The 11,777-nt window shown below is 69.0% G+C and carries 10 protein-coding genes and 1 pseudogene; 6 read left to right on the top strand and 5 right to left on the bottom strand.

Annotated elements, in window-relative coordinates:
• Positions 1-210: 210 nt before the first annotated feature.
• Genes ACWEVS_RS41110 through lxmK form a run of 3 tightly spaced genes read right to left on the bottom strand, consistent with a single transcriptional unit; the run spans position 211 to position 2,406 of the window.
• Positions 211-369, bottom strand: a complete 159-nt coding sequence (locus ACWEVS_RS41110; RefSeq protein ID WP_449919244.1) for a hypothetical protein — start codon at positions 367-369, stop codon at positions 211-213.
• A 4-nt stretch (positions 370-373) separates the two neighbouring features.
• On the bottom strand, positions 374-1,339 hold the full coding sequence (locus ACWEVS_RS41115) for a T3SS effector HopA1 family protein (RefSeq protein WP_452556255.1): 966 nt from the start codon (positions 1,337-1,339) through the stop codon (positions 374-376).
• Entirely contained in the window at positions 1,336-2,406 is a 1,071-nt protein-coding gene (gene lxmK / locus ACWEVS_RS41120; RefSeq protein WP_449919240.1) for a class V lanthionine synthetase subunit LxmK, read from the bottom strand. The genes ACWEVS_RS41115 and lxmK overlap by 4 nt, the downstream gene beginning before the upstream one ends.
• Before the next feature lie 685 nt (positions 2,407-3,091).
• Between lxmK and ACWEVS_RS41125 the strand changes: the two genes are divergently transcribed.
• A complete protein-coding gene (locus tag ACWEVS_RS41125) occupies positions 3,092-4,225 on the top strand; it encodes a radical SAM protein (protein ID WP_449919237.1) in 1,134 nt (377 codons plus the stop codon).
• Between the two features lie 82 nt (positions 4,226-4,307).
• Complete coding sequence (locus ACWEVS_RS41130) at positions 4,308-6,176, top strand: ABC transporter ATP-binding protein (protein ID WP_452556257.1); 1,869 nt, start codon at positions 4,308-4,310, stop codon at positions 6,174-6,176.
• Between the two features lie 82 nt (positions 6,177-6,258).
• Here the strand turns inward: ACWEVS_RS41130 and ACWEVS_RS41135 are convergent.
• Positions 6,259-6,455, bottom strand: a pseudogene (locus ACWEVS_RS41135) (transposase); the annotation flags it as partial.
• Between the two features lie 643 nt (positions 6,456-7,098).
• On the opposite strand from ACWEVS_RS41135, the gene ACWEVS_RS41140 reads away from it, so the two are divergent.
• From ACWEVS_RS41140 to ACWEVS_RS41155, 4 genes are all read left to right on the top strand, one after another.
• The gene (locus tag ACWEVS_RS41140) at positions 7,099-7,512 is read left to right on the top strand and encodes a hypothetical protein (protein WP_452556259.1); all 414 of its coding nucleotides are present in this window, start codon (positions 7,099-7,101) and stop codon (positions 7,510-7,512) included.
• 264 nt (positions 7,513-7,776) lie between these two features.
• Positions 7,777-8,754: a LysR substrate-binding domain-containing protein gene (locus ACWEVS_RS41145; RefSeq protein ID WP_452556261.1), complete on the top strand. Its 978-nt coding sequence runs from the start codon at positions 7,777-7,779 to the stop codon at positions 8,752-8,754.
• Positions 8,755-8,880: 126 nt separating this feature from the next.
• On the top strand, positions 8,881-10,173 hold the full coding sequence (locus ACWEVS_RS41150) for a D-arabinono-1,4-lactone oxidase (protein WP_452556263.1): 1,293 nt from the start codon (positions 8,881-8,883) through the stop codon (positions 10,171-10,173).
• Positions 10,170-11,141, top strand: coding sequence for a 1-aminocyclopropane-1-carboxylate deaminase/D-cysteine desulfhydrase (locus ACWEVS_RS41155; RefSeq protein ID WP_452556265.1), 972 nt, complete (start codon positions 10,170-10,172; stop codon positions 11,139-11,141). The genes ACWEVS_RS41150 and ACWEVS_RS41155 overlap by 4 nt, the downstream gene beginning before the upstream one ends.
• On the opposite strand, the gene ACWEVS_RS41160 is transcribed toward ACWEVS_RS41155, so the two are convergent.
• Entirely contained in the window at positions 11,142-11,675 is a 534-nt protein-coding gene (locus tag ACWEVS_RS41160) for a hypothetical protein (protein ID WP_452556267.1), read from the bottom strand. It lies immediately after the preceding gene.
• Positions 11,676-11,777 lie beyond the last annotated feature (102 nt).

The following is an 11,777-nucleotide window of genomic DNA, read 5'->3' on the forward strand; positions in this document are numbered from 1 at the left end:
GAGGTAGCTCGTCTGGGGGAAGGCCTCGAGGCCGTCGCCGGACGAGACCGCCGCGACCTCGGCGAGCGAGGTGTAGGCGTCGGCGCCTTCCATCAGGAACTCGGCGGACATACGTCACTTCCTTTCGTTGTTCTCACTGCGCTGTTCTCATGTGCGGCGGCATCACGGGCCGTTGCGGGCCGCGATCCGCGACGCCGCCGTCCGCTCAGGTCAGCAGCCGGACTGGATCGTGTAGGCGATGCTGCAGAGCGGGCTGGTGAGGTAGCTCGTCTGGGGGAAGGCCTCGAGGCCGTCGCCGGACGAGACCGCCGCGACCTCGGCGAGCGAGGTGTAGGCGTCGGCGCCTTCCATCAAGAACTCGGCGGACATGTGTTCACCTCCTTTCTCGGCTCTCGTAGGATCCGGGCCCGGGTTCGGGGCCGGAGGTCTCGAAGGGGAGCGGCGGCGAGTCGAGATTGCGGTGCACCGCGTCGGGGACCACCCCGGCGGCCCGCAGCGCCTCGGCGACCGCCTGGTCCTGGTCACCGCCGTGCTCGGCATGGGACAGCAGCCCGGCGGCGATCGCCTGGGAGCGGTGCTCGCCGAAGCTCAGGCCGCGCATCCCGGGCCTGGGGTCCTGCGGCTCCCAGGCCCAGCCGATGCCGCGATCGAGCTGGGCGACGTAGAGGGACACGTCCTGTCGGAGCCCGCCGCCGGCGGCGGCCGCTCGGGCGATCTCCGGTACGACATGCCACGACCGCTGTCCCAGGTAGACGACGATGGTGTCGCGGCGCGGATAGTGGTCGCGGGCGGAGAGCACCTTGGCCCGGTAGGCGATCCGGAGCTCTTCCAGCCGTCCGAGTGTCGCGCCCCAGAGCCCGGGGGCCGCGTCGGCCGTGTCGGTTCCGAGGTACACCCGTACGCACGCGTCCCCGAGACCGTGACCCGTGGAGCTGTTGACGAGCAGGAATCCGGGCGACAGCGCCGGCATGACGGCCGGCAGGCTGACCCATCGCGACGGCCCGCCGGGCGTCTCGACCGCGGCGCCGAGTTCCGACTCGGGGATCCGCACGCGCACGCCGTTCAGGCGGACCACATCGGGCGATCCGGGTTCCACCGGGACCAGGGAACGGGAATGGCGGTGCGGGACCACCTCCTGCAGGGCCTGCTCGAACTCGGGGTCGCGCCGTAGTCTTCGCGGCTCCTCCCCGAGGTCCTGGCCGGTGTGGAAGACCTTGTACAGCGCGTCCCCCAGCGCCTTGCGGAGCGCCTTGGGGTTGTCCGCGGTGATCTCGTGACCGTCCACCGTGGCGGACGTCAGGTCCGCGCCGATCCGCACACGGTCGAGTGACTGTTTCACCTTTCGCCTCCGAGGCCCAACGTGACCGTGAAGTCGGCGGGATTGAGGAGAATCTTGCGCCCGACGCCCGCGGCGGCGCGTTCCAGGGGGCTCAACCGCCCGCGCTGGAATCCCGCGACGATGAGCCGGTCCATCATGTGCCAGCCGGCGAAGGCCGCCGCCCTGGCCGCCAGCTCGCGGTCGGCGCGGGCCGCCGGTCTGGCGTCGAGATAGCCCGACCAGAACGCCTCGATGTACGGCCGGAGGGCTTCGAACCGCCGGGCGCCGCCGGCGATGACCTCGCGATCGCTCATCGAGTCCTCGCCGCCGACCATGCCGAGCACGCCGCGGTAGAGCCACTCGCCGGCGAAGGCGCCCACGTCCCGCGCGGCGTCCGCGAGTCTGGTCTCCTCCCAGTCGGTCAGGTACAACCTTCCGTCGTGGTGCAGGAACTGGTCGAGCCGGAGATCCCCGTGCACCAGGACGTGGGGGCTGCGCTTCTCCCACCGGGACAGGTCCCTGACCGCCTCGGTGACCACGGGATCGTTGTGCAGGATCGCCCACGCTTCCAGCTCAGCCCCGCTCGCGGCCGCGTAGGCCCGCAACGGGAGAGCCGACAGGCGGTCGAGCGGCGGAAGCGGCGGCTCCGAGGTGTCGTCGGCCACCGGCCGCGGAGCCGAGAGGGTGTGGAGGGTTCCCGTCTGGATTCCGGCCGAACGGGCGAGATCCCAGGTGAAGCCGTCCCCGGAGGCGAGGTCCGCTCCGCTGTGCGCGTCCTCCAGCAGAGTGAAGGCGACCAGGCCGGACTCTTCCTCACCGCCCAGGAAACGGGGAGCGTTGATCACCGTGTGGGCGTTGAGCAACATGCCCATCGCCCGGGTCCGCTCCACCCTTTGGCGGACCATGTCCGGCTCCCCGAGGGTTCGCTTGACGAAGACCGGGATCCCGGCGTCCGTCACGCCCGCCCAACTGTCGTTTCGGCCGAAGAACGCGGTGACCTCGTCCTGCCGCAGGACTCCCAGACCGAGTTCTGTGAGGAGCTTCGCGACCTCGGGGACCTGATCAAGCGGCAGAGGGATCAACTTCATCCGCTCAGGCACCACTACCGTCAGCCCCCGAGCCCTGAGAGGCGCCGCACTCCGGTACGGATGACCAGGCCGGCGGATGTGAGCTCGCACCCTGGAGCCGTCGACGCCGGACCGGGCACGTGGCAGGAATGCTCCTTGGGCGCCACCCCCCGCGACACCGCGGGCCCGCGGTTCCTACGCATGGTTCCATCTCCCCGTGATCGGAACGGATATATGAACGCGGCCGCATTCGCCTGATGAGTGGCGGTGATTCGTAGCGGACCCATCCGGGTTCCGTGGTGGCCCGGAATGAGCGGGCCATCGTCATGATCGCCCCCGAGATCGTGATCTTTAGAGTGTGTCCCGGCACTTGTGGCGGACTTGAAAGTGGCTGCAAGGGACGTTCGCCGGCCGGGAGTGGCGGGTTCGCCCGCGGGATCGATGTGATGATTCACGAGGTCACAGCCGCTTCCCGTGGATTCGGCGACGATCGGCGAACGATCCGGCGTATGCGCGCGACGGCTATTGACAGGGGCCGTGGGGTCGGCGGCGAGGCCCCGAACCGGGCCCAAGCGTGTCGCGGCCGCCCTGGGCGCCCGCCTCGTGGGAAGCCCGCGATACCGGCCGGCGACTGGATCGGGTCTGGTGCCTGGCGGGGGCCTCCCCCTCATTCGAGATGGAGCGGGTGCGGCCGAACTCGCCGCGTATGACCGCCGCAGTCACTTACAAGTACGCCACAAGTTCCGCGAAACAGGGTGAAGATCACGATCACCGGGGTTTCGAAGGGAATGTCATGAGCAGCGGCCTCAAAGGGCCCAGTAACGTCATCTGGGACGTCACCTACGCCTGCCCCCTGCGGTGTACGCACTGCTACTCGGAGTCGGGCAGGCGGCCCGCACGGCAGTTAAGCCATGATGAGATGCTCCGTGTCGCCGACGCGATCATCGCCCTGCGCCCCCAGTCGGTGGACCTCACCGGGGGTGAACCGCTGCTGATCAAGGGGATCTTCGGCGTGGCCGAGCGCATCAGGCGGGCCGGCATCGAGGTCTCCGTCTATACCGGCGGGTGGACGCTCACCGCCGAGATGGCTCAGGACGTGGCCCGGGTTTTCTCCCGGATCACAGTGAGCGTCGACGGCGCGGACGCCGACATCCACGATCGGATCCGCGGACGGGCAGGCTCGTTCGAGCGGGCGATGAAGGCGCTGGCCCTACTCGACGACATCTCCGCGCGCCGGACTGCGGCCGGCGGCGACCCCGTGGAGTTCGGTATCGACTACGTGGTCATGCGCGGCAACCTCCACCAGATGGAGGAGGTCTGTACCGCCGTCGTTCCCCGGTTCCCGCACCTGCGGTTCCTCTTCTTCGGCGCCGCGGTGCCGTCCGGGCTGGCGAGCCGGGCGGGGTTCGCCGACCACGAGCTCCTGACGGATGAGGAACTCCGCACGCTGGTCGGCACCGAGCGTGTCGATCGACTGAACTCCTTGGTGCCGCAGTCGGTGCGGGTGACGACGACGGACAACTCCCTCCTGCAGATGCACCCGGACACGATCAAGCGGTTCGGCTTCCCCCTGATGCAGGTGGAACCCGATGGGGAGGTGCGCGCGATGCCGATCTACGAAGGAACCGTGGGAAGCCTCCTGACGGAGGAGCCCGCCGTCTTGTGGGAACGTGCGGTCGCGCGGTGGAGCGACCCCTTCGTGGTCGAGGCCCTGTCCTCTGTGCGCTCATTCCGGGACTGGGCCGAAGCGACCCGGCGTATCGACTACCACTTCGGCTCCGACGAGGTCCGACGTCGCATCGACCGTCGTCCGTCCTATCCGGCCGCGGTGCTCTCCTGACCGGCGTGGACGGGCGGGAGACCCACTCAACGCGTCGGCGGTCTTGATGCGGTACAGGGGCGAAGGGCCCACGGAGGAGATCATGCACAGTGGACGGCGAGAAGGGCGGCCGGGGGCCGGCCGTACGGATTCGGAGGGGAGGAGAAAAGCCGGGTCCGGGGCGTGGCGGCTGCTGCTGGGATACGTCCGGCCGTACCGGCGGCTGCTCGCGCTCGGCGGCCTGCTCAGCCTCGCCGGCTCGCTGGCCGGGCTGACGATGCCGTTGCTGACCAAGACGGTGATCGACGCGTTCAGCGAACAACGCCCCCTGACGGGGCCGGTGCTCAGCCTGACCGCGGCCGTATTCCTGACCGCCGTCGCCGCGGCCTTCGGCAGATACACCCTGGAGCGCATGGGTGAAGGCGTCGTTCTGTCCGCCCGGCAGGGTCTGGTGGAGCGAATGCTCCGGCTGCGCGTCTCCGAGGTGGACCGGCTCAAGCCCGGCGACCTGCTCTCCCGGGTCACCTCCGACACGACCCTGCTGCGCGCGACGTTCACCACCGGGATCGTGGAGTCGATCGGCGCGGCGCTCATGCTGGTCGGCGCTCTGGTGATGATGGCGATGACGGACACGGTCCTGCTGCTCACCACGTTGGGCGTGGTGGTCGTGGTCGGCGGGCTGGTGGCACTGGTCATGCCGCGCATCCAGCGGGCGTCGGTCGACGCGCAGACCGCCGTCGGGGAGATGAGCGCGGTGCTCGACCGGGTACTGCAGGCCTTTCGCACGGTCAAGGCCAGCGGTGCCGAGGAGCGCCAGATGTCCGCGGTGGGCGAGGCCGCCCGCAGGGCCCGCGATCGCGGTGTCGCGGTCGCCTGGTGGACCTCGATCGCGAGCACATCCTCCTGGCTCGCGGCACAGCTCACCTTCGTGGCCGTGTTCAGCGTCGGCGGGACGCGGGTCGCCTCCGGCGCCATGGACGTGTCGTCGTTGATCGCCTTCCTGCTCTACCTGTTCTACCTGGTCGCGCCGATCGGCCAGCTCGTGCAGGGCACCGCCCAGATCCAGAGCGGCCTGGCGGCGGTCCAGCGGATCCGCCAGGTCGAGGAGCTGCCGGTAGAGGAGCTGCCGGTAGAGGTGAGGATCCCGCCGTCGTCCGGCTTTCCCTACTGGCCGGGCCGTACGCGCGAGGCGCCCGCCGGGGTGGTGTTCGCGGATGTGTCCTTCCGCTACGGCGACCACCGGCCAGTGGTCCACCACGGCGTGTCCTTCGAGGTCCCGGCGGGCGGGCTGACCGCACTGGTCGGGCCCTCGGGAGCGGGCAAGTCCACGATCTTCGCCCTGATCGAACGGTTCTACGAGCCACAGGCCGGGACCATCGCGCTCGACGGGCGCGACATCCGCAGCTGGTCGCTGACCGCGCTGCGCGCCGCCCTCGGTTACGTCGAGCAGGACGCGCCCGTGCTTGACGGCACGCTCCGGCAGAATCTCGTTCTCGCCGCTCCGGACGCGGCGGAGGCCGAGATCCGTCGGGTGCTCGCGCTGACCCGGCTGGAGGACCTGGTCACCCGTCTCCCCCAGGGGCTGGACACCATGGTGGGCCACCGCGGCGTCATGCTCTCCGGGGGCGAACGCCAGCGTGTCGCCATCGCTAGGGCGTTGCTACGCCGCCCTCGGCTGCTCTTGCTCGACGAGGCCACCTCCCAGCTCGACGCGGTCAATGAGCTGCGGCTGCGCGAGGTGATAGCCGAGGTGGCGAGGGAGACGACCGTGCTGGTGATCGCTCACCGGCTCTCCACGGTGACCGGCGCGGACCGGATCGTTGTGATGGAGGGGGGCCGAGTCAGGGCCACCGGCACCCATGGCGAGCTGCTCGCCGGTGACGATCTTTACCGGAAGCTCGCCGCCACCCAGCTCCTCGTCTCCACCGGCCCGAGTTCCATCCGTTCGGAGTCCAGAGGGCGTGAGCAGTGAGATTTCCGAGTATGAGTGACCGTCCTGATCCAGCGTCCGGCCGTCGCGTCCAGGATGGTTCGGGCATCGTGACGGTCGGCCCCTTAGGTACGCGGGCCAAGACGTTGCGCACGAAGTGAACGCGACACCTCTGCCAGGCTGCGCCCGATGAAGACAGCCCGCAAGGCTGCGACCAGGCTGGCGTGCGCGTCGGAGATGACCAGCTGGACGCCACCCGGGCCGCGGGCCTTCAGAGCGCAGGAACGCGGTTGAAAACGCGCCGTCCTCGCTGTCGCCGACGCACCGTCACCACGCACCGCCTGCACCTGCAGGCCATGAGCCTGGCCCTGGCGGCGCAGCACAATCCTGCTACAGCACTGCCCGCGCCACCTCCGCCTGCTGCCCAGCCGCCTCGCACGCCGGAGAGCAGACAGGATCGAGCAGCAGGCGAACAAGCACAAGCAGCCGGCCCACGATGACCGCCGTGTCGCGAGCGGACAGTGTGGCCCCAGAGCAGCTGAATTGTCCAACCAGGGGTTCTTCGTGATGGGCGGTCGCTGGGGCGAAATGCCGGTGTGGCCGGGATCGGCCTCGCGGCCGGCCAAGGCCTGAGCCCAAGCCAAGACCGCGTGCCGGCCATCTGTCACCTCGCCGCGCTCAGGCGATGGCTTCCTGGCCGTCATGCACCACGAACTCGCCCCCGGGGTGCTCGGCGCCGCCGTCCTGGCTCTGCTCCTGCTGCGCGGACGCAAGACCGGCGCCCACGCCGCCGGCGAGCCCCGGACCCTCGTCACCGTCTAGAGGGCCCCGCCGTCGACCCCGGCGAGGTCGTGTCAGCGGCCATGTCAGCCCGGCGACGACCCCGTATCAGGGCGGTTGGCAATGCTCTGACCACAAGCAACACCGACACCCCCGACACAGACTCCCGAAGGAGCACACCACCATGTCCCTCACCCTGACCGACCAGGACAAGGCCACCCTGCGCACCGCCGCCTACGGCGCCGTCTCGCTGATGTCCGCCGCCGACGCCGCCGGCTCGCCGCACAAGACCGCCACTCAGGGCTCCATCGCTCTGTCCTCCGCGACCGGCCTGGTCGGGCACGTCCTCGCCGCGAAGAGCAAGGACATCGACCTGTACGGCAGGAGCGTGGCCGAACTCGCCGACCAGGTGCTGCCGGCCCTGACCGCGTCCATGAACCTGCTCAACCAGCAGGACCCGTCCGAAGCCGGCAACTTCCGCAACACCGTCATCGTCGCCATCGAAACAGCCGCCCGCACCCACCAGGGCGAGCCCAGCCCCACCATGGCCGACATGATCCGCAAGAGGCCGAGCCGGCTCAGCAGACGACAAGGCTGAGCACCCCAGACCCGTGCGATCAACCCCGAGCTGGACGGGAGCGTCCCCCACCGCTTTCCGAGGGGGGACGTGACCTTCCTGTCCGCAGGCCGGCGGGACGGCCGGCAGCGCCTCACCGATCGGTGGGAGCCGACCGACCGGATGCGGGCGCGGATGATGGTGGTCGGCACGGACTTCCCGTAGTGCGTCGTTCCCTGACCGGCGGGATGTGCCGGATATCCGTCGATCGACCGACGCGGGTGGTAGAAAGCTACGATCGCATGGGTGGATGTGAACACCAGGCAATTGCGGTACTTCGTCGCTGTCGCCGAGGAGCTGAACTTCACTCGCGCCGCTGCGCGGCTGCACATCGCGCAGCAGGCGCTGAGCGCTCAGATCAGGCAGTTGGAGAAAGCTGTCGGCGTGACGCTGTTTCGGCGGACGACTCGGACGGTCGAGCTCACTGCCGCTGGCGCGGCGTTCCTCAGTGAGGCTCGTTCGGTGCCGGTCGCCCTCGACCGTTCCGTCCGCGCCGCGCGGCGGATCGAGGCCAACGAATCGGGTCTGCTGACGATCGGCACCGGCGAGGGCGGGGCGCTGACTCTCACAGAGGCGATTCTCTCCGAGTTCCGGGCGCGTCATCCGGGTGTGCGGGTCGATGTCAAGGTGTACAGCTACGCCGACCCGTCCACCGGGCTTGCTGATGGTTCGGTCGATGTCGCCTACCTGCGGTTGCCGATTGACGGTGGTGACTGGCTCCGCAGCGAAACGCTGTTCGTCGAGCCGCGCGTGGTGATGTTGCCGACCTCGCACCGGCTCGCTGCGTGCAGCGTGATAGCGGCGGCCGAGCTGGTCGACGAGCCGATCGTGGGACACTTCTGCGACGACCGGGCATGGATCGACTTCTGGTCGCTGGCCGAGCATCGAGACGGAAAGCCCGCCAACTTCGTGGGCAGGGCATCGTCGGTGCTTGAGGAATTGCAGTGCGTCGGAGCAGGCATGGGGTGTGTCGTCACCGTCGCGTCAGCACGACTTGTGCCGTCGGTGGGTGTGACGCTGGTGCCGCTGGCCGGCGCTCGCGGAAGCGAGCTCGCGGTCGGCTGGCGCGCCGATCAAGAAACCGATCTGGTCAGCTCGTTCGCCGCTGTCGCCCGCTCTGTCCGCGACGCGAACCCCGAGGCCGTGTACGCGCTGGAGCATCCGGACATGAGCGACCGGATGATGCCGCCGATGTCCGGCGTGATTCACAACGCAAGTCGGTGAATCCCGCGCAGATTGAGTGTTTCCGCCAGCAGTGCCCGGGTTTTTACAGTTGGCCCATGCGCAAAATGATCGTCCACACCATGTCCGCCTACCCGATCGCGACTGACCGGACCGGAGCCTCGCACGGTGTGGCGTAACTGGGCAGGCAACCAGACGTGCCGACCAGCGGTCATGGCCAGCCCTTCGACGAGAACCGAAGTGGCGCAGGCTGTCGAGCGGGCGGCGGCGGCGAATCACGTGGTCCGTGTCGCGGGAGCATCGCATTCGTTCACCGATGCGGTCGCCACCGACGGCATGCTGCTCTCGCTGCGGCATTGCAACCGTGTGCTGGACATCGACCACGCCACACACCGGATCCGTGTCGAGGCCGGTATGACTCTGCGTGAACTGAATCGGGTGATGGCCGAGAACGGTTTGGCCTTCCCGAATCTCGGCGATATCGACGCGCAGTCGATCGCGGGCGCTACCGCCACAGGTACACACGGGACCGGCGCACGCCTGCAGAACCTCTCGGCCTGCCTGGTGTCGATGGAACTCGTCACGGCGAACGGCGCGACGATCGAGGTGAACGCCGAACAGGATCCCGACATCTGGCGTGCCGCGCGGGTAAGCATCGGCGCCCTCGGTATCGTCACCGCGGTCACGATCCAGGCGGTACCCGCGTTCACGCTCGAAGCAGTCGATCGCCCGATGGCGGTCGAGGACGTGCTCGTCGATCTCGACGAACTGCTCGCGGCCCATGAGCACTTCCAGCTGTTCACCTTCGCGCACAGCCCGCTGGCGATGACATCCGCGCGCAATCGGGTCGACCTCGCGCCACAGCCGATCTCGCGTGCCCGCGAGTGGGTGGAGGACGAGCTCGTGCAGAACCACCTGTTGCACGCGGCGTGCGAGCTCGCCAGTGTCGTTCCGCGGGTGAATTCGCCGCTGCAGCGCCTGGGCTCCCATCTCGCGGGTTACTCGCACCGAATCGACCGCTCCGACAGGATCTTCGCGACGCCGTTGCGAGTGCGGTTCGTCGAGATGGAATACGCCATCCCGCGCGAGCACACCGCCGAAGCGGTCCGCGCGGTCCGTGAACTGGCGCGGCGTCCCGAATTCAATGTGACCTTCCCGATCGAGGTTCGGTGGGTCGCCGCCGATGACGCCTATCTGTCACCGGCCGCCGGGCGCGACACGTGCTATATCGCGCTGCACCAGTACCACAAGCTCGCATCCGAGCTGTACTTCCGGGCAGCCGAAGCGATCTTCGACTCCTTCGGCGGCCGGCCGCATTGGGGCAAGCAACACTTCCAGACCCCGGAAACGCTGCGTCCGCGCTACCCCGAATGGGACAGCTTTGCGATCGTGCGCAACCGGCTCGACCCCGACCGGCGGTTCGCCAACTCCTATGTCAATCGGGTTCTGGGCACGGTATGAGCACTGCGCTGTTGCACACGCGATTTCCCGCGCTCGAGCGAACGCTGCCGTTCGCCCGGCTCGGCGACGGCCCGACACCGGTGCGAGAGCTCACTGGGCTCACGCGGAACAACCTGTGGTGCAAGGACGAAAGCGGATACGGCAACGGCGGCTGGGGTGGCAACAAGGTACGCAAGCTGGAATGGCTGCTGCCCGAGGTGCGCCGGCGCGGGGCGGGCACGATCTTCACCGTCGGCGCGACCGGAACAAACTGGGGCCTGGCGGTGGCGGTGTATGCGCGCGGCCTCGGCATCGACACCGTCCTGGCACTGATCGATCAGCCCGAGGACGACCATGTCCGCGAGCAGCAGCGCAGATTGCGGCAATCCGGCGCGACAATGCACTTCACCCACAGCAAACCGCTGACGATCGCGGCCGCACCGTGGTTGCTGCTGCGTCACACGCGTGGATCGAAGGTGCCGTACTACCTGCCCGCGGGCGGCTCAGCGCCGATCGGTGTGCTCGGCTACGTCGAGACGGGACTGGAGCTCGCCGCACAGGTGGCGGCGGGTGAACTGCCGCAGCCCCGGCACATCGTCACGGCCGTCGGCTCCGGCGGGACCGTAGCGGGACTCGCGCTGGGTTGCGCGCTGGCCGGACTGCAATCGCAGGTGCTAGGAGTGGTGGTCAACGACACGCTGCCGCTCGGTGTGCGCGATCTCGTCCGGCTCGCCGACCGGACCGCGACCGTCCTGCGGAAACGCGGAGCGGAATTCGATGTGCCGCCGCTACGGCTCACGACCACCCGCGAATACCTGGGCCGCGGTTACGGCCACCCCACGCCCGAAGCCGCCGCCGCGGCACGGGTTGCCGCGTCCGCCGGACTGCGACTGGAACCCGTCTACACCGCCAAGGCGTTCGCGGCAGCGCTGGCGGCCGACCTGGACGGCCCGGTGCTGTTCCTGAACACCTACGGCCCGAGAACGTAGTCATGCGCTTTCACGAGCCACTCGTTGTAGCCGTTGGCCTTCCATCTGCGGATCGTCTCTCTGCGCGACTTGCCTTCGACGAGCTTGCACGGGTGCCGTCGCTGCCGGTCGGCTGGACACCTTGATCTGATCGGGCCTGCGGCGTCCATCGCCCACAGCTGCGGATTCGCTTGAGCCTTGGCGCAGTCTTCGAGCGTTTTCACTCTGTCGTAGTCGACTGGAGGAAGATCGGCAGTACTGGCCTGCTGGAGCCCGTGACTCGGTGGTGAGCCGCTTCTCCGGCGCCGCGAAGGTGGTGATCGGCGTGTTGCCGCCGGTGGAGCGGCTGGCCGGACAGCGGCTGCGGCCCAAGGTCTCCCGGGCATCGGCCGCGACCAGCTGGGCGATCGCCGTCACCGGTGTCCCGCCGGCCGATGCCATGACCATCAACGCGCGGCGGACGCGGACCGAGTCGTGCCTTCCCCGCCGCACCAGCCGCTGCAGCGTCTGTCCTTCATGGTCGGACAGCCGCCGTGCCCGCACAGGCTCGGCCATGGTGCTCCTCCTCCATCGATCGCTTCGGGTGTCGATACGACAGTGGAGGGCAACCAGGACGGCCAGCGCAAGCAGTACAGCCCGGTTCCTCGAGCCGGTGAA

Source organism: Nonomuraea sp. NPDC003754 (genome assembly GCF_053605785.1).

What these genes read in the sequence shown, in the direction of transcription:
- ACWEVS_RS41110 (WP_449919244.1), bottom strand. Translation starts at nt 369, where the DNA reads ATGTCCGCCGAGTTCTTGATGGAAGGCGCCGACGCCTACACCTCGCTC.
- lxmK (WP_449919240.1), bottom strand. Translation starts at nt 2,406, where the DNA reads ATGAAGTTGATCCCTCTGCCGCTTGATCAGGTCCCCGAGGTCGCGAAG.
- ACWEVS_RS41125 (WP_449919237.1), top strand. Translation starts at nt 3,092, where the DNA reads ATGACCGCCGCAGTCACTTACAAGTACGCCACAAGTTCCGCGAAACAG.
- ACWEVS_RS41130 (WP_452556257.1), top strand. Translation starts at nt 4,308, where the DNA reads ATGCACAGTGGACGGCGAGAAGGGCGGCCGGGGGCCGGCCGTACGGAT.
- ACWEVS_RS41140 (WP_452556259.1), top strand. Translation starts at nt 7,099, where the DNA reads ATGTCCCTCACCCTGACCGACCAGGACAAGGCCACCCTGCGCACCGCC.
- ACWEVS_RS41155 (WP_452556265.1), top strand. Translation starts at nt 10,170, where the DNA reads ATGAGCACTGCGCTGTTGCACACGCGATTTCCCGCGCTCGAGCGAACG.
- ACWEVS_RS41160 (WP_452556267.1), bottom strand. Translation starts at nt 11,675, where the DNA reads ATGGCCGAGCCTGTGCGGGCACGGCGGCTGTCCGACCATGAAGGACAG.